The sequence below is a fragment of the Actinoallomurus soli genome, from assembly GCF_024055715.1.
Lineage (GTDB): Bacteria > Actinomycetota > Actinomycetes > Streptosporangiales > Streptosporangiaceae > Actinoallomurus > Actinoallomurus soli.
In genome coordinates this window covers 293,452-309,267 of record NZ_JAMXMV010000007.1, presented here as the reverse complement: position 1 = coordinate 309,267, position 15,816 = coordinate 293,452, and the positions used below count along the sequence as shown (strand labels likewise).

The following is a 15,816-nucleotide window of genomic DNA, read 5'->3' as shown; positions in this document are numbered from 1 at the left end:
CCCAGGTAGGGGGTGGTCGCCGTGGAGCGGGTAGGAGTCGGGCATGGAGCCGATCGAGGCGTTGAAGCGCATCGCGTTCCTGCTGGAACGGTCGCATGAGGCGACGTACCGGGTGCGGGCGTTCCGGCGGGCCGCGGAGACGGTGGAGCGGACCTCCGCCGACGAGCTGGCCGCCCGGGCGCAGGCCGGCACCCTCGACGCGCTGCCCGGCGTCGGCAAGGTGACGGCGCTGGTCGTCGAGGAGGCGCTGCGCGGGGAGACGCCCACGTACCTGCGCCGGCTCGAGGCCACCGAGGGGACCCCGATCGACGAGGCGGCCGCCGCCCTGCGCGCGGCGCTCCGCGGCGACCTGCACACCCATTCGGACTGGTCCGACGGCGGCTCGCCGATCGAGGAGATGGCCGAGGCGGCGATCGGGATCGGCCACGACTACATCGCGCTCACCGACCACTCACCGCGTCTGAAGGTCGCGAACGGCCTGTCCCCGGACCGCCTGCGCGAGCAGCTGAAGATCGTGGCCGCGCTGAACGAACGGCTCGCGCCGTTCCGCGTCCTCACCGGCATCGAGGTCGACATCCTCGACGACGGGTCGCTCGACCAGGACCCGGCGCTGCTGGCCGAGCTGGACGTCGTCGTGGCCAGCGTCCATTCCAAGCTGCGGATGCCGGGCCCCGACATGACCCGCCGGATGCTCGCCGCCGTCGCGAATCCCCGGGTCAACGTGCTCGGGCACTGCACCGGGCGGATCGTCCAGGGCGGCGGACGGCGCGGGAACAAGCGGCCGGAGTCGGAGTTCGACGCCGAGCGCGTGTTCGCCGCGTGCGCCGCGAACGACACCGCGGTGGAGATCAACAGCAGGCCGGAGCGCCTCGACCCGCCGAAGCGCCTGCTGCGGCTGGCCGTCGAGGCGGGCTGCCGGTTCTCGATCGACTCCGACGCGCACGCCCCGGGTCAGCTCGACTGGCAGCCGTACGGGTGCGAGCGGGCCGCCCGCTGCGGTGTCGACCCGGCGCGGATCGTGAACACGATGACCGCGGACGACCTGCTCGCCTGGACCGGCGGGTGACGTCCGCGCCGGCGAACCCGGGCGTCCCGCCGGCCGGCGAACCCGGGCGTCCCGCCCGCCCGGAGATGAGGGCCGACATCGTCCCGCAACACGTCTGAAACGTGACTATGGCAGCCTGTTCGTCCAGGAGGTGAGCGGTATGCCGCTTTTGCGGATACGACTCAGGCTGCCGGACCGTCCTGGTTCGCTCGGCACGGTCGCTCGGACACTGGGCGCCGCGGGTGCCGACATCGTGCAGGTCGTCGTTTTGGAGCGTTCCGGAGGCCGGGCGGTCGACGACATCACCGTCTCGTGGTCCCAGGGCGTGTCCCTCGACGTCCTCTGCGACGCCCTGGTCTCGGTCCGAGGGGTCGAGGTCGACGGCGTCTGGCGGACCCATGAGGCGCCCGGCGTCTTCTCCGACGTCGAAGTGGTCGGCCAGATCGCCGCCAACCCGCCGAACGGGGTCGTCGCGCTCGTCGAGGCCGTCCCCAAGATCTTCGGAGGCGACTGGGCCGCGATGCTGGGCCGCGACGGGATCGTCGTCCACGCGAGCTGGCAGGCCCCCGACCCGCTCACGCTCCCCGTCATCCCCGCGTCCGGCGCCCGCGCGTTCACCGGCGAGGACGGGATCCGCTACGCGTCCGTCCCGGTCGGCCGGTCCCGGCAGACGCTGCTGCTCGCGCGCGTGGCCGCCCCGCCGTTCCACCGGACCGAGCTCGAACGGCTCATCCAGCTGGCCACCGCCGCCGAGGCGGTCCTCGGCGTCGGGACCTCGGTGTGACGGACGGCCGGTTCCGGAACGCGAGTCGCGCCATGAAACCCTGAACGGGTGGTCGGGGAACAGCAACAGCAGGAAAGCCGCCTCACCGTCGTCCTCGCGCTCGCCGCCAACCTCGGCATCGCGCTCGCCAAGACGGTCGCCGCGGTGCTCACCGGATCGGCGTCGATGGCCTCGGAGGCGGGGCACTCATTCGCCGACACCACCAACGAGATCCTGCTGCTCACCGCCCTGCGCCGCAGCAAGCGCCCCGCCGACCGGCGGCACCCGTTCGGGCACGGCACCGAGCGCTACATCTGGTCGCTGCTGGTGGCCGTGTGCATCTTCGGCATGGGCGCGCTGTTCGCCTTCGTCCAGGGCGCGCATGCGATCCTGGGCGGGGAGACCGAGCACAAGAACGCGTTCGTCGGCTATCTGGTGCTGGCCGTGTCGGCGGTGCTGGAGTCGATCTCGTGGCGGCAGGCGTTCCGGCAGACCCGCCGGGAGGCACGCGCCGACGGGCAGTCGCTCCTGGCGTTCCTGCGCAGCACCGACGATCCGACCACCAAGTCGGTGCTGTTCGAGGACTCGGCCGCGCTGATCGGCCTCGTCCTCGCCGCCGCCGGTCTCGGCCTGCACCAGGTGACCGGCTCCGGGGTGTGGGACGGCGTCGCCTCGCTGCTCATCGGCGTCGTGCTGACGGTGGCGGCCTTCTTCCTCGGGCGGACCAACCTCGACCTGCTCATCGGGCGGCAGGCCCGGCCGCGAATCCTGGAGGGCGTGAAACGCCTCCTCACGGCCGCGCCGGAGATCGAGGCGCTGGTCGACCTGATGACCATGACCGTCGGCACCGGCGAGGTGCTCGTCTGCGCCCGGCTGGACTTCCGCGACGACCTGGGCGCCGCCGACGTCGAACGCGCGTGCGTACGCCTCGGCGAGGAGCTCCGCGTGAGCCACTCCGAGATCTACGAGGTCTTCCTGGAGCCGGTGCCGCGAGACGACCCCGGCCTGCGCCGGCGCGTCATCGAACGGTACGGCCGCCCGCCGTACCACTGGGCGGCGGGCGAACGATAACCCCCGGCCTCGGGAGGGTTCAGCCGAGCTGGACGCCGAAGAACAGCGCGACCAGCGCGCCCAGCGCACCGAGGGCGCCCCAGATCGCCAGCCCCCGCTTCGACGTGGACCGCATGTGCAGGAACGCCGCCACCCCGGACAGCACCACGAAGACCATCTTGACGTTCAGCGTCATCCGGTAGGCGTCGCTCGGGTGGTCCAGAGCGACGATGTTCCACACGCCGGTGAGGACGAGCACCGCGAACGCGGGCCACGCCACCGCGTTGAACCGGCGCGCCGCGACCTTGGTCACCCCCTCATAGCCGCGCAGGGCGGGAACGAGCGCGCCCAGGGTCAGCTGGCCGCCGACCCAGACGGTCGCCGCCAGAACGTGCAGGAACACCCGCACCGTGTCCATCGATACCGCGAGCAACGTCCTTCGCCTCTCTCTCGGGGAACGGTTCAGATCATTCCGGTGCGTCCGGCCGGGCCCGCACCGGGGCCGTCATTGCGATCCCGTGGTGCCGGCCTGGGCGACTTTGCCGATACCGTGACCCAACCGGCGCGTCACCTTGAATCGGGCGATCGATGATCTACGGTCGGTTTCGTGACCCGTACCGACCGCTTGCTCGCCCTGGTGGAGGAGCTTCGTGCGGGCGCCCCCGGGTCCTACAGCACCAGGTCGCTCGCCCGGCGCCTCAAGGTCGATGAGCGGGTCGTCGAGCGGGACGTCGAGGACCTGCGGGAGGCCGGCGTCCCCATCAAGGCCGACACCGCCGGAACCGGCTGGTTCCTCGACACCGTCGGAACCCTGCCGCCGGTCGTCCTCTCCCCGGCCGAGGCCGTGGCCCTGGCCACCGCCGTCGGCCGCGACGGCGCGTCGCCCTTCGCCCACTCCGGCCGCGCCGCCCTGCTCAAGATCCTCTCCGCCATGTCCATGGCGGAGAGCCCGGAGGACCGGCGGCTCGCCGAGCGGATCCGCGCGCTCATTCTCGCCGACGGCGCCCCGGACGTTCCCGCCGCGGCGGTCGTCGAGGAGGCGGTCGCCACCCGCAAGGTCGTACGGTTCGCCTACGCGGGTCGCGACGGCACGAGGACCGAACGCGAGGTCGAACCGGTCGCGTTCGTCGCCGGCGTCCGCGACTGGCACCTCATCGGCTGGTGCCGGCTCCGCGACGCACCCCGGATCTTCCGGATCGACCGCATCCGCGACGCGTCACTGCTGGAGGAGATCGCATCGCCTCGCGACTACTCCCGCGCGACCCCGCACGTCACCGATCTCCTCGCCGCCGCCCTCCGCGTCGACTGACCGGAGCCACGGATCACCCGCCGGCCACGCGGGCTCAGCCGGTGAAGTGCGGCTGTTTCTTCACCGGCGACGCCGCAGGGGCCTCGGTCGCCGGCGACGCCGTGGTCTCATCGCTCGGCGTCGTCTCACTCGCCGAAGGCTCCGGCTCCGCCGAGGACGGATCCGGCTCCGGAGTGGTGTCCGTCGGCGTGGGCGTCGGCGTGGGGGTCGGACAGTCCTTGCCGGTGAGGTGGCCGTCCACCTTGGCGTACCGGCTGTCCTCGATCATCTTCTCGCAGTACGTCTGGTACACCCACCGCCACGGGTCGATGTCGCTCGTCTTGGCGGTCGTGTCCGCCGCGAAGTAGTGCAGCGGCCACTGCGCGGTCGTGGGACCGTCCGTGCCCTTGTAATCCTCCGCGTCGGCGCACTTCGGCCCGGCCGTGCTCGTCACCGTGTAGTCACCGTCGCCGTCGAGCGACCCCGTCACCTTCAGCTTGATCGGGTCACCGCTGTCGGACGTGGTCCCGGGGACCGTCGTGAAATGTCCCTCATCGTGGATGTGGACCTTCCACGTCCCGTCGGTGTCCCCGGGTGCGAACGTCGTCGTCCGCGTGAAGTCGTCGAGCGCCCACGCGGACGGAGCGTTCTCGGGGTGGTCCACGAACGTGGCCGTGCAGGTCGGCAGCTTCCCACCGTCCCGTGCGTACGCGACGGCGGGCACGGCGGCGACCGCCACGGACACCGCCGTGGCGGCGAATAGCTTCTTCACGACCACTACGACGCTCCGCGACCGCGAAAAGATCACACCGTGTCCACTTCAGGACAGTTTTGACTTCGAGTCAGGTGTTCCGTGGACTCCATCGCGCCGGATGACACACCTCCCGCTCCCGGCCGGGGCCAGGCGCGTCCCTCCTGCGCGGACGCTTGGATGGAGCGGAGCTTCCGCCGGGTGCGACGGTCTGGGCGCCTTGAGCCAGCGTCACGGCCTCCCGGTAGTGGCCGTCCGTCCACGCCTGCCATGCCTGAGTCTCCAGACACCACGCCGCGATCTCGGCATGTCCGTCGTGCCGGCAGCACGACGTAGACCCGCCCTCGGCGGGCTCCAGCGAACACGGGAGATCTACGGAAGGTCATCAGACGGCCCCTGGAACGTTCCCGTCCAAGCGCCTTGGCGTCGCCATTGACGTGCTGAAACCGGCGAATCGGTCGTCGATCCGTCAACGGCGACGGCAAGCTGACCACAGCGGTGGCGAAGCCACCGCGTGAGGCCGGACGCGGCCCAGGGTCAGCCGGTCGCTCGGCCGTGGATCAGGGGCAGGTAGACCTCGTCGACGATCTCGGTGATGACCGCGTCGGGGATTCTGTCGATCCCCTGGGTGACGTACTCGTTCCGCAGGAGGGTCAGCGCCACCGTGGCGACCCTCGGGTGCAGCGCCTCGGGCGGCGCCTCGCCGCGGGCGACCGCGCGGCCGAGAATGGTCAGCCAGGCGGCGGATCCGCCGTCACCGACCTGGCTCTGGAGCTCCGCGAGCAGTTCGGGTTCGTCGCCGATGCTGGACAGCAGGCTCCGGAGGATCTCGCCCGTGGGCGATGACCGGTCGCAGTTGATCTGGCGCAGCAGCGCCAGCGCGTCGCCGCGCAGCGTGCCGGTGTCGGGCGGCTGTGTCTGCGCCTTGACCAGCCGGCGGTAGGCGGCGACTCCGAGCGCCGCGCGGTTCGGCCACCGGCGGTAGATGGCGTTCTTGTTGGTGCCCGCCCGTTTGGCGACCCGGTCCATCGTCAGCCCCGGATAGCCCGACTCGAGGAGCTCGTCGGCCGCGGCGCGCAGGATCGCCTCCTCCAGGACGGCCCCACGCCGCCTCGATGGCCCGGTGGTACCCGGCTCCGTCCGCTCGCCGCTCATGCTCTCCTCGGCAGGATCGATACCGCTCGTACCTTACCGCGCGCCGCCATCCTCTGTTACATTGAGCGCGATAAGGTACGGTTCGTACCCTAAGTCAAAGTGCGGCCGCAGGTCGCGAGGAGAGAAGGGCGCTGGGCAATGCGTCGGTACGGCATCGGCTACGACACGGGGTTCGTCAACCTCGGAGTGAGCACGCGTGAGGTGTTCGACCTGGAGGTGGTCCGCCGGGAGATGCGCGTCATCCGGGAGGACCTGCACTGCGACGCCGTGCGCGTCACCGGGGGTGACCCGGAGCGGCTGGAGATCGCCGCCACCCTCGCCGCGGAGGCGGGACTGGAGGTGTGGTTCTCGCCGTTCACCTGTGACCTGACGACCGACCGGTTGCTGGACGTCCTGGCCGACTGCGCCGAGCGGGCCGAGCGGCTGCGCCGGAACGGCACCGAGATCGTGCTCGTGACCGGCGCGGAGCTCAGCCTGTTCACGAAGGGCTTCCTGCCGGGCGACGTCTGCACCGACCGCATCGACGCCCTGCTCACCCGGCCCGACCGGGCGGCCCTGGCGGCGCTCCCCGGCCGCATGAACGACTTCCTCGTCAAGGCGGTGGACGTGGTCCGCCGCCGCTTCGGAGGGAGGGTCACGTACGCGTCCGTCCACTTCGAGGGCGTGGACTGGACGCCCTTCGACCTCGTCTCGATCGACTTCTACCGGACCAAGGAGATCGCGGCCGGGTTCGCCGGGAGCGTTCGCGCGCTCGTCGAGGCGGGCAAGCCCGTGGTGATCACCGAGTTCGGCTGTCCCGCCTATCACGGCGCGGCCGACCGGTCCTCGGCCGCCTGGGACGTCATCGAGTGGGAGGGCGCCATGCCGCGCCGTCTGAACGGCGACCACGTACGCGACGAGGCCGCGCAGGCGGCTCACCTGCGCGAGCTGCTGGAGATCTTCGAGGCCGAGGGCGTGGACGGCACCTTCGTCCACACCTTCGCGCAGTACCACCTGCCGCACCGGAGCGGCGACCCCCGGAAGGACCTGGACCTGGCGTCGTACGGCATCGTGAAGGTCGTCGAGGACGGCGGCGACCGGACCTTCCCGGGCGTGCCCTGGGAGCCGAAGGCGGCGTTCTCCACGCTCGCCGCCCACTACGGGAGCAGGACGGCCGGGAGAGAGATCTCGCGCTGAGCGGCGGCGCGCGCCGGAGGTCACGGACCGGGAGAGGTGTGCGATGCGCCGGCGGGACGGCTCGAAGGCGTCGCGGCGTATCGGACACGGACCGGGAGAGGTCACCGCTTCTTCGCGTCGGCTACGGGCGGCGAAGGACGTTGCCGAGCGAGGCGAGCGCCTGGGCTCGCTCGATGATGAGCCGGCGTTTCCGCTGCCTTCTCCGCGGGTCGGTGTGGAAGTCCTGGGCGGTGGTCTGGTGCGGGTGCCGGCGGTAGAGCATGCTCGGCTCCCCGATGAAGTAGCCGTCGACCACCGCGTTCGCCGCGATCACCAGCCCTGTGTCCTCGGAGGTGTCGAGCGCCATCCACCCGCCGAGCGCCAGCAGGAGGCCACGCCGCATACAGAGGGTTCCCGGCACCAACGGGAGGATCCACCCCTGCTCTTCCCAGGTGCGCAGGACCGTCCCGCGCTCGACGACACCCTCCGGAAGATCGTTCGCCTCCCAGCTCTTCGTCGATCCGTCGGGGAGAAGGTCGAGGGCCCGGGACGCGGTCCAGCCGATCTCCGGTCGGCCCGCCAGCAGCTCGATGTCCCGGAAGAGCGCGCCGGGAAGCAGGCGGTCGTCGGAGTCGAGGTTGCGGATGAGCTCTCCGGTGGCGCGGGCCAACGCGGTCGTACGGGTCACCGCCGGCCCACTGGCCCGGGTGGTGCCGAAGCTGATGCGCGGGTCCTCGGGAAGCGCCGACTCGACCAGACCGCTCTCGCCGTCCTCCTGGACGACCCATTGCCAATCCCAGCCGGCCGGAAGCGCCTGGATTCGTAGCGATTCGTACGCCTCACGCAGGAATGGCGCATTCGGCGGATGCACCGGAGTGATCACGGTGATGATGCGCGTCATCGCTTCCACGGCTCCAACGGTCGGACGTCATGCGAACGGCGCCTGACCCTGTCATCGCAGGTCAGACGCCGTTTTCGCATGATCGCCGAGAGGTGGGCACAGCTGGATTCGAACCAGCGACTCCTGGTTTGTAAGACCAGTGCTCTAACCACTGAGCTATGCGCCCGCTGCCGGGAAACGACCCTGGCGCGCCACAGCCTACCGGGATCATCCCCCTGCTCGCGAAATGGAATCAGGCCACGGGACGCCAGGGGCCGTAGATGCCGGCGGGGCCGCGGGACGAGACGTACAGGCGGCCGTCCTCGGCCAGCGCCACGGCGTACACCTGCCCCGTTCCGTCGGTGGCGACCATGGGGACGCCGACCGCCGGGAGGGGCAGGGCGGGCGGCGGGACGCGGCTGCCGGTCGGCACCGGGGCCTCGCCGGTCTCGTGGAACACCGCCCGCAGCGGCGTCGCGGGGCCGCTCCAGGTCCGGCCGGTCTCCTTGGCCTGGCGGATCGCCGTCGAACCGGCCTCCTCGTACACGAGGGTCGGGTTGCCGCCGGCGTCGCGGGTGGCGGTGATGGGGCCGTTCGGCCGTACGCCGGGGACCGCGCCCGCGTACACGAATGAGCAGCCCGTGCTCTGCCGCCACTGCAGCACCTGGGTGCGGGTCGGCGCGAACAGCTCGATCCCGGCGCCGCCGCCCACGGCGTCCATGCCGTCCTGAACGTCCCGGGTCGGCGGGATCACGTGGGGGCGCTTGCGGGCGGGCGCCGTGGTGGCCTTCTTCCCGGGAGACGGGGTGGTGGCGGTCCGCCGGGGGGAGGCCGAGCCGCGCGGCGTCGTCCGCGGGGTCGTCGGCGTGGCGCTCGGGGTCGGGGTGGTCTTCGTGCCGGGCAGCGGCAGGGAGGGCAGGACGGGAGGCCGTCGCGACGGCGAGGCGCTCGGCGTCGGGGTAGGGGTGGTGGACGCCGACGGCGAACCGGTCGGCCGTGGCCTGGGGGAGGAGCGCTTCGGGGCACGCCTGCGGGCGGTCCCGGCGGCGGGGCCGCGCAGCTCCTGCCACGAGGTCCACGATCCGTCCGTGGCCTGGCATCTCACGCTGACGCCGCCCTTGGCGTCGCGGACGAACACGGCGGGCCGACCCGTACGGCCGGGCACGGCGATCGGCGTTCCCGTCGCGGCGCCGAGATCGGTCCAGGTCGCCGTCCATCTGCCGCCGGCGTAGCGGGGGCGTGCGGCGACGAGTTCGCCGCCGCGGCGGGCGAAGACCTGGCCGCCGGCGGTGGTGAGGGAGGGGGCGAGGCCGCTGCCGCCGAGGGACGCCGGCCCGGACCAGCCGGTGGGCGTCTGCCACCACGTGTAGAGGCGGCCGGACAGGACGGCGAAGGCCTGGAGCCGCCCGCCCGCCGCGCGGGTCGTCCAGGAGGCTCCCCGGGGCCAGCGGTAGCGCATCCGAAGCTGCCAGGAGGCGAAGTTCCTGGCCTCGGGGTTGATCCGGTAGTCGTTCGCCCGGTAGTCGGCGAAGTAGCGCTGCTTGGCGGCCGACACGGCCCTGCCGAGGTTCACCGGCGTGTCGCCGAGGTTGTAGTCGCGGTAGTCGACCTGGGCCACCGGTCGGCCGTACGCGGCGACCGCCTCGGTCGCGAACTTCGCCGTCGCCTTGTGGTCGGTGTGGTCGGCGGTGTAACGCCGGTCCGGTGCGGGGTCCTGCGTCCGCACGACCGTGGGACGGTACAGCGTGAACAGGGTCACCAGGGCGTGGACGACGTCGGCATGGGTGTAGCAGTGGGCGTACGGCGACAGCGGCGGCGTCACGGTCGGCGAGCACTTGGCCGAGCCGCGGTCCGCCTCCAGCTGCGCGATCGCCCGCCTGCCGACGCGGACGCGCGGGTCGCGGCCGTCGGGGAGGCTGAGGAACGCCAGGTGGACGTTCGGGCGCGCGGTCAGCGTGTGCACCTCGATGTTCACCCGACCGGAACGCACCGTCTCGACCCGCCAGCCGTCGGGGACCCCGGCCATGGCGGCGTACGCGGAGTGCAGTCCCTGGCGGCGTTGCGCGACGTAGGTGAGGGGGTCGTGGGCGTCGCCGATTCCGGCGTGGCCCTCGCCCGCGCTCAGCACGACCGTCGTGACGCCTTCCCCGCGCCGGATGTCGTTCGCCAGGTCCGGCGACATGAACAGCAGATCGTCATCGGGGTGGGCGACGACCTGGACGAATCCGGCCTGGACCGGGGGCGTCCGCTGCCCGGCGGCCCGCGCTGGGCCGGTCATCCCCAGAATGCCGGCACAGGTCGCCGCGGCCGCCAGACCCGCGATCGCACGCGCAGGGCGTCCCGCCACGCTCGTTCCCCTTCAGCCCTGCGAGCGCCCGTCGCAGGAGCGGAAGGATCATGCCACACCGAGGGTTGACATTTCGTTAATTAAGCGATCATTAGGGTTTTGATCACATTGCCGGAATTGACCCGAGGTCGGGTGGCCGGATGTGATCTCCCCGGATCAGGAGGCGGGACCTGGTTTCCCCGGGATCAGGTGGCGGGGTCGTTGCCCAGCAGGCGGCTGAGCGCGGCGGCGACCTCTTCGGACAGCCCCGGGCTGTCGGAGGACGCCGGTGTCTCGGGCGCGCGCTCGACGGCCCGTACGCGCCCGCACGTACGGCACTCGACCTCGCCGAGACGGCAGACCAACGCGGTGGCCCCGCAGGCCGCGCAGTGATCGAGCTCCGCGGCCCAGTCCCGGCCGTGCTGGCAGTCGGGGCAGATCAGCACCTGCCGGTCCGAACGGACGCCGCGTCGCCAGGGACTGGGGCCGTGGTCCGGGTCCGTCTGCCGGGCCCCGCAGCGGTAGCAGGGCATGGCGCCTCCGGGGTGATCCAGGACCGGGCCCGCGCGGGCCCGGTCGCAGGAGACTAGGAGATGTCGGCGAGCGCCTTGCGGTACTCGTCGAGGTCACGGGCGTCGGGGATGGCGTTCTCCACCTTCCACCGCACGACGCCGGTCTTGTCGATGATGTAGGTGCCGCGCGTCGCGACGCCCCGCTCCTCGTCGAAGATCCCGTAGGACTTCGCCACCGCGCCGTGCGGCCAGAAGTCCGACAGCAGCGGGAACTCGTAATTCTCCTGCTCGGCCCACGCCCGGTGCGAGAACATCGAGTCGACCGAGATCGCCAGGACCTGCACGTCGTCTCCGCCCAGCGTGGGGAGCTCGTCGCGGATCGCGCACAGCTCGCCCGTGCACACGCCGCTGAACGCCAGCGGATAGAAGACCAGGACCACGGTCTTCTTCCCCTGGAAGTCCGACAGGCGCACGGGAGCGCCGTGCTGGTCCTTCAGCTCGAAGTCCGGCGCGGCATCGCCGACCTCAACCGTCATGTGATAGCACCCTTCCTCGCCGAGTATGGCCGTACGTCAGTCTGTCACCCGTCGTCCCGACGGATCGAGGGAGCCCCCGGGGCCGGCACGCCTCACACGCACGCCGCTCAGCCCTCTCCTCGCACGGTCCGCTCCTCGGCGGAGAAGGTCAACGCCGTGCCTTGGGCGTCACCAGGCGCGTGCCCGACCACTCACGGGCCGCGCTGATGCTGCTGGTCTGCGACAGCCCGGCCGTCTGGGCGGCCTCCAGGATGTCGCTCGGCTCGACGTGGCCTTCGCGCCCCGCCTTCGGCGTGAGCAGCCAGATGTGGCCGCCGTCCGCCAGTGTGGTGAGTGCGTCGGACAAGGCGTCGAACAGATCGCCGTCGTCCTCGCGCCACCACAGCAGCACGACGTCGACGACCTCGTCGTAATCCTCGTCGACCAGCTCGTTACCCGAGACCGACTCGATGGAGCTGCGCAGCTCCTCGTCGGTGTCGGCGTCGTAGCCGATCTCCTGCACCACCTGGTTCGGCTTGATGCCGAGCCGTTCGGCCAGGCTGCTCTGCGCCTGACCCGCGGTCGCGCTCACGAACGTCCTCCCTGTGTTGTGGGCCGCGATTGTCAACCATGCCCATGTTGTTCACCGCCCGCCCCTCCGGGTGCGGCATTGCCGGACAGTTCACACGGCGGACCACCCCGTGCGCAAGTGTCTGACCCGCAAGTGAGCGAACCCGGCCACTTCTCTCAACTCCCGCTGATGAAGCTGAGTCGCACCTTGCGCACGACATTGTCCACGTTGAGGTCGACCACAGCCACCGATTGCCAGGTGCCCAGCGCCGGTTTTCCATCGATCACGGGGATCGTGGCGTACGGCGCGATGAACGCCGGCATGACGTGGGAACGGCCGTGACCGCGGGATCCGTGTGCGTGTTCCCACCGGTCGTCGGCCGGGAGCAATTCGCCCAACGCGGACAAGAGGTCTTGATCACTGCCGGAGCCGAGCTCTATGAGCGCGACCCCGGCGGTCGCGTGCGGAACGAAGAGGTTGAGCAATCCGTCGGACGCCCCGATGTCCCGTAGGAATCTGAGGCATTCGCCGGTGATGTCGTGCACGGCCTCCTTGCTCCCAGTGGCCACGCTAATCACTTTGCTCATCATGAGTACATGTCTACTCTTCCGGCTCGATCACGGCATCCGGCCCCGGATATACCAGGCCCGTGTGCCCGTCGTCGAAGCGGACCACATAGGGCGGTCCCCCGGAGGAGCCGCGCACCTCGATGATCTTGCCGGTCCGGTCGGCCTGCCCGACGGTGTTCCCGTGGACGTGCAACCGGTCGCCAACGACCGCTTCCATCCTCGTTTCACCTCCCGACCGCGGGTATCCCCTGAGCGGTGGCTCTCCACACAGCCTCGTACGCTCCGAGGCCGATGGGAAGCCGTACCGGCCGGTTACCGGGCGGTAGAGATGCGTTAACGGTTCTGACGTACGACGATGGTCGGGACAACAACGATCCATCACCTGACCTGGGTGGGCACGAAGCGAAGGGGAACCCGTGGCTTCCGGACGCCAGCGCTTTTCGATCATCAGCGACGGCCTCCCCAGTCAGCTTCCGGACATCGACCCCGATGAGACCCGGGAGTGGCTGGAGTCGCTCGACACGGTCATCAAGACCGAGGGCCGTTCGCGCGCCCGCTACCTCATGCTGCGGCTGCTGGAGCGGGCCCGCGAGCAGCAGGTCGGCGTGCCCGGCCTGCGCAGCACGGACTACATCAACACGATCCCGCCGGAGCGCGAGCCCTGGTTCCCCGGTGACGAGTACGTCGAACGCCGTATCCGCGCCTACATCCGATGGAACGCCGCGATCATGGTGTCGCGGGCGAACCGCCCCGAGCTGTCGGTCGGCGGCCACATCGCGACCTACGCCTCCGCCGCATCCCTGTACGAGGTCGGGTTCAACCACTTCTTCCGTGGCAAGGACCACGGCGAGTCCGGCGACCAGGTGTTCATCCAGGGCCACGCCGCGCCGGGCATCTACGCCCGCGCGTTCCTCGAGGGCCGGCTGCCCGAGGACAAGCTCGACGGGTTCCGTCAGGAGATCTCCCACCCGGGCGGCGGGCTGTCGTCCTACCCGCACCCGCGGCTGATGCCGGACTTCTGGGAGTTCCCCACGGTGTCCATGGGCCTCACCGCCATCAACTCGATCTACCAGGCCCGGTTCAACCGCTACCTCTACAACCGGAAGATCAAGGACACCTCCCGGTCGCACGTGTGGGCGTTCCTCGGCGACGGCGAGATGGGCGAGCCCGAGTCGCTCGGCGCGATCGGCCTCGCCGCCCGTGAGGAGCTCGACAACCTCACCTTCGTGATCAACTGCAACCTGCAGCAGCTGGACGGGCCGGTCCGCGGCAACGGCAAGATCATCCAGGAGCTGGAGTCGTTCTTCCGTGGCGCCGGATGGAACGTCATCAAGGTCATCTGGGGCCGCGACTGGGACCCGCTGCTCGCCCAGGACGTCGACGGCGCGCTCGTCAACAAGATGAACACCACGCCCGACGGCCAGTTCCAGACCTACACCGTCGAGACCGGCGAGTACATCCGCGAGCACTTCTTCGGCGACGACCCGCGGCTGCGCAAGATGGTCGAGCACATGTCCGACGACGACATCCGCAAGCTGTCGCGCGGCGGGCACGACTACCGCAAGCTGTACGCCGCGTTCAAGGCGGCCCGTGAGCACGTCGGCCAGCCGACGGTGATCCTCACCCACACGATCAAGGGCTGGACGCTCGGGCCGGACTTCGAGGCGCGCAACGCCACGCACCAGATGAAGAAGCTCACCAAGGCCGAGCTGAAGGAGTTCCGCGACCGGCTGTACCTCGACATCCCCGACTCGGCCCTGGAGGCGGAGCTGCCGCCGTACTACCACCCGGGCGAGGACTCCGACGAGGTGCAGTACATGCGGGAGCGCCGTATGGCCCTCGGCGGCTACCTGCCCAAGCGGCTCAACCGGGCCAAGGCGCTGAAGCTCCCCGGCGACCCGGTGTACGCCGAGCTGAAGAAGGGCTCCGGCAGGCAGAACGTCGCCACGACGATGGCGTTCGTCCGGCTGCTCAAGGACCTCATCAAGGACGAGAACATCGGCGCCCGCTTCGTGCCGATCGCCCCGGACGAGTACCGCACGTTCGGCATGGACTCGCTCTTCCCGTCGGCCAAGATCTACTCGCCGCACGGGCAGACGTACGAGGCGGTCGACCGCAAGCTGCTGCTGTCCTACAAGGAGTCCGAGCAGGGCCAGATGCTGCACGAGGGCATCAGCGAGGCGGGCGCCGTCGGCTCCGCCATCGCGGCCGGCACGGCGTACGCCACGCACGGCGTGCACATGATCCCCGTCTACATCTTCTACTCGATGTTCGGGTTCCAGCGGACCGGCGACAGCATCTGGGCGATGGGCGACCAGATGAGCCGTGGCTTCCTGCTCGGCGCGACCGCCGGCCGCACCACCCTCACCGGCGAGGGCCTGCAGCACAACGACGGTCACTCGCCGCTCCTCGCCGCGACCAACCCGGCCTGCGTCTACTACGACCCGGCCTGGGCGTTCGAGCTCGCCCACATCATCAAGGACGCGCTGCGGCGGATGTACGGCTCCAGTGAGGAGCACCCGAACGGCGAGGACGTCTTCTACTACCTCACCGTCTACAACGAGCCGTACCAGCAGCCCGCCGAGCCGGCCGACCTCGACGTCGGCGGCCTGCTCAAGGGCCTGTACCGCTACGCCGAGGCGCCACAGGTCGAGGGCGAGGCGCCGGGCGCGCAGATCCTCGCCTCCGGCGTCGGGGTCCGGTGGGCCCTGGAGGCCCAGCGGATGCTCGCCGAGGACTGGGGCGTGGCCGCCGACGTGTGGTCGGCCACGTCGTGGACCGAGCTGCGCCGCGAGGCCGTCGCCTGCGACGAGTGGAACCTCCTGAACCCCGACGGCGAGCAGCGCGTCCCGTACGTCACCCGCACGCTCGACGGGCAGCCCGGCCCGGTCGTCGCGGTCAGCGACTTCATGCGCGCCGTCCCGGACCAGATCGCGCCGTGGGTTCCGGGCGACTGGTCCTCGCTGGGCACCGACGGATTCGGGTTCTCCGACACCCGGGCCGCGGCCCGCCGCTTCTTCCACGTGGACGCGGCGTCCATCACCCTCGCCGTGCTGACCCGGCTGGCCCGGCGCGGTGAGATCAAGCAGGAGATCCTGCAGAAGGCCATCGACCGCTACCAGCTCGGCGAGGGCGCCGAGGTGGTCGTCGGCGCCGGCAGCACCCCGCCGGAGAGCGAGACGGGCGGCATGAGCGTCGGCTGACGAGGGAAACGACGACGGCCGGAGCGGCTCTCA

General features: G+C 70.9%; 16 protein-coding genes and 1 tRNA gene. 6 read left to right on the top strand and 11 right to left on the bottom strand.

The window, feature by feature from the left end:
* The first annotated feature begins 43 nt into the window (after positions 1–43).
* The 3 genes from NDW01_RS20150 (at position 44) to NDW01_RS20140 (ending at position 2,879) form a co-directional block, all read left to right on the top strand.
* Positions 44–1,066, top strand: coding sequence for a PHP domain-containing protein (locus NDW01_RS20150; protein WP_252822767.1), 1,023 nt, complete (start codon positions 44–46; stop codon positions 1,064–1,066).
* A gap of 139 nt (positions 1,067–1,205) precedes the next feature.
* The gene (locus NDW01_RS20145) at positions 1,206–1,829 is read left to right on the top strand and encodes an ACT domain-containing protein (RefSeq protein ID WP_252822765.1); all 624 of its coding nucleotides are present in this window, start codon (positions 1,206–1,208) and stop codon (positions 1,827–1,829) included.
* Positions 1,830–1,877: 48 nt separating this feature from the next.
* Positions 1,878–2,879, top strand: a complete 1,002-nt coding sequence (locus NDW01_RS20140; protein WP_252822763.1) for a cation diffusion facilitator family transporter — start codon at positions 1,878–1,880, stop codon at positions 2,877–2,879.
* A 19-nt stretch (positions 2,880–2,898) separates the two neighbouring features.
* Here NDW01_RS20140 and NDW01_RS20135 read toward each other — a convergent pair whose 3' ends face one another.
* A complete protein-coding gene (locus NDW01_RS20135; RefSeq protein WP_252822761.1) occupies positions 2,899–3,291 on the bottom strand; it encodes a hypothetical protein in 393 nt (130 codons plus the stop codon).
* Positions 3,292–3,465: 174 nt separating this feature from the next.
* On the opposite strand from NDW01_RS20135, the gene NDW01_RS20130 reads away from it, so the two are divergent.
* Complete coding sequence (locus NDW01_RS20130; RefSeq protein ID WP_252822757.1) at positions 3,466–4,167, top strand: helix-turn-helix transcriptional regulator; 702 nt, start codon at positions 3,466–3,468, stop codon at positions 4,165–4,167.
* A 34-nt stretch (positions 4,168–4,201) separates the two neighbouring features.
* Here NDW01_RS20130 and NDW01_RS20125 read toward each other — a convergent pair whose 3' ends face one another.
* Complete coding sequence (locus NDW01_RS20125) at positions 4,202–4,918, bottom strand: hypothetical protein (RefSeq protein ID WP_252822755.1); 717 nt, start codon at positions 4,916–4,918, stop codon at positions 4,202–4,204.
* Between the two features lie 516 nt (positions 4,919–5,434).
* Positions 5,435–6,052, bottom strand: coding sequence for a TetR/AcrR family transcriptional regulator (locus tag NDW01_RS20120; RefSeq protein WP_252822753.1), 618 nt, complete (start codon positions 6,050–6,052; stop codon positions 5,435–5,437).
* A gap of 138 nt (positions 6,053–6,190) precedes the next feature.
* On the opposite strand from NDW01_RS20120, the gene NDW01_RS20115 reads away from it, so the two are divergent.
* A complete protein-coding gene (locus NDW01_RS20115) occupies positions 6,191–7,228 on the top strand; it encodes a hypothetical protein (RefSeq protein ID WP_252822751.1) in 1,038 nt (345 codons plus the stop codon).
* Between the two features lie 121 nt (positions 7,229–7,349).
* Here NDW01_RS20115 and NDW01_RS20110 read toward each other — a convergent pair whose 3' ends face one another.
* The 8 genes from NDW01_RS20110 to NDW01_RS20075 form a co-directional block, all read right to left on the bottom strand.
* Positions 7,350–8,108 (bottom strand): glycosyltransferase family 2 protein, encoded by a 759-nt coding sequence (locus tag NDW01_RS20110; RefSeq protein ID WP_252822903.1) that lies wholly within the window; start codon positions 8,106–8,108, stop codon positions 7,350–7,352.
* A gap of 93 nt (positions 8,109–8,201) precedes the next feature.
* Positions 8,202–8,274: transfer RNA gene (locus NDW01_RS20105), tRNA-Val, on the bottom strand.
* A gap of 66 nt (positions 8,275–8,340) precedes the next feature.
* Positions 8,341–10,434 carry a PIG-L family deacetylase gene (locus tag NDW01_RS20100; protein WP_252822750.1) on the bottom strand — a complete coding sequence of 698 codons (2,094 nt, stop codon included), beginning with the start codon at positions 10,432–10,434 and terminating at the stop codon, positions 8,341–8,343.
* 185 nt (positions 10,435–10,619) lie between these two features.
* Complete coding sequence (locus NDW01_RS20095; RefSeq protein WP_252778535.1) at positions 10,620–10,946, bottom strand: hypothetical protein; 327 nt, start codon at positions 10,944–10,946, stop codon at positions 10,620–10,622.
* A 53-nt stretch (positions 10,947–10,999) separates the two neighbouring features.
* On the bottom strand, positions 11,000–11,461 hold the full coding sequence (locus NDW01_RS20090; RefSeq protein WP_252822748.1) for a peroxiredoxin: 462 nt from the start codon (positions 11,459–11,461) through the stop codon (positions 11,000–11,002).
* Between the two features lie 148 nt (positions 11,462–11,609).
* Positions 11,610–12,032 carry a DUF3052 domain-containing protein gene (locus tag NDW01_RS20085; RefSeq protein WP_252778533.1) on the bottom strand — a complete coding sequence of 141 codons (423 nt, stop codon included), beginning with the start codon at positions 12,030–12,032 and terminating at the stop codon, positions 11,610–11,612.
* A gap of 155 nt (positions 12,033–12,187) precedes the next feature.
* A complete protein-coding gene (locus NDW01_RS20080; RefSeq protein WP_252822747.1) occupies positions 12,188–12,601 on the bottom strand; it encodes a secondary thiamine-phosphate synthase enzyme YjbQ in 414 nt (137 codons plus the stop codon).
* A 10-nt stretch (positions 12,602–12,611) separates the two neighbouring features.
* The gene (locus tag NDW01_RS20075; protein WP_252778531.1) at positions 12,612–12,797 is read right to left on the bottom strand and encodes a DUF1918 domain-containing protein; all 186 of its coding nucleotides are present in this window, start codon (positions 12,795–12,797) and stop codon (positions 12,612–12,614) included.
* A gap of 199 nt (positions 12,798–12,996) precedes the next feature.
* Here NDW01_RS20075 and aceE point away from each other — a divergent pair, with 199 nt between their 5' ends.
* Positions 12,997–15,783 (top strand): pyruvate dehydrogenase (acetyl-transferring), homodimeric type, encoded by a 2,787-nt coding sequence (gene aceE / locus NDW01_RS20070; protein WP_406567741.1) that lies wholly within the window; start codon positions 12,997–12,999, stop codon positions 15,781–15,783.
* Positions 15,784–15,816 lie beyond the last annotated feature (33 nt).

Excerpts from the sequence above, each read along its gene's own strand:
- NDW01_RS20150 (WP_252822767.1), top strand. The coding sequence starts at position 44 with ATGGAGCCGATCGAGGCGTTGAAGCGCATCGCGTTCCTGCTGGAACGG.
- NDW01_RS20145 (WP_252822765.1), top strand. The coding sequence starts at position 1,206 with ATGCCGCTTTTGCGGATACGACTCAGGCTGCCGGACCGTCCTGGTTCG.
- NDW01_RS20120 (WP_252822753.1), bottom strand. The coding sequence starts at position 6,052 with ATGAGCGGCGAGCGGACGGAGCCGGGTACCACCGGGCCATCGAGGCGG.
- NDW01_RS20115 (WP_252822751.1), top strand. The coding sequence starts at position 6,191 with ATGCGTCGGTACGGCATCGGCTACGACACGGGGTTCGTCAACCTCGGA.
- NDW01_RS20110 (WP_252822903.1), bottom strand. The coding sequence starts at position 8,108 with ATGACGCGCATCATCACCGTGATCACTCCGGTGCATCCGCCGAATGCG.
- NDW01_RS20095 (WP_252778535.1), bottom strand. The coding sequence starts at position 10,946 with ATGCCCTGCTACCGCTGCGGGGCCCGGCAGACGGACCCGGACCACGGC.
- NDW01_RS20090 (WP_252822748.1), bottom strand. The coding sequence starts at position 11,461 with ATGACGGTTGAGGTCGGCGATGCCGCGCCGGACTTCGAGCTGAAGGAC.
- NDW01_RS20080 (WP_252822747.1), bottom strand. The coding sequence starts at position 12,601 with ATGATGAGCAAAGTGATTAGCGTGGCCACTGGGAGCAAGGAGGCCGTG.
- NDW01_RS20075 (WP_252778531.1), bottom strand. The coding sequence starts at position 12,797 with ATGGAAGCGGTCGTTGGCGACCGGTTGCACGTCCACGGGAACACCGTC.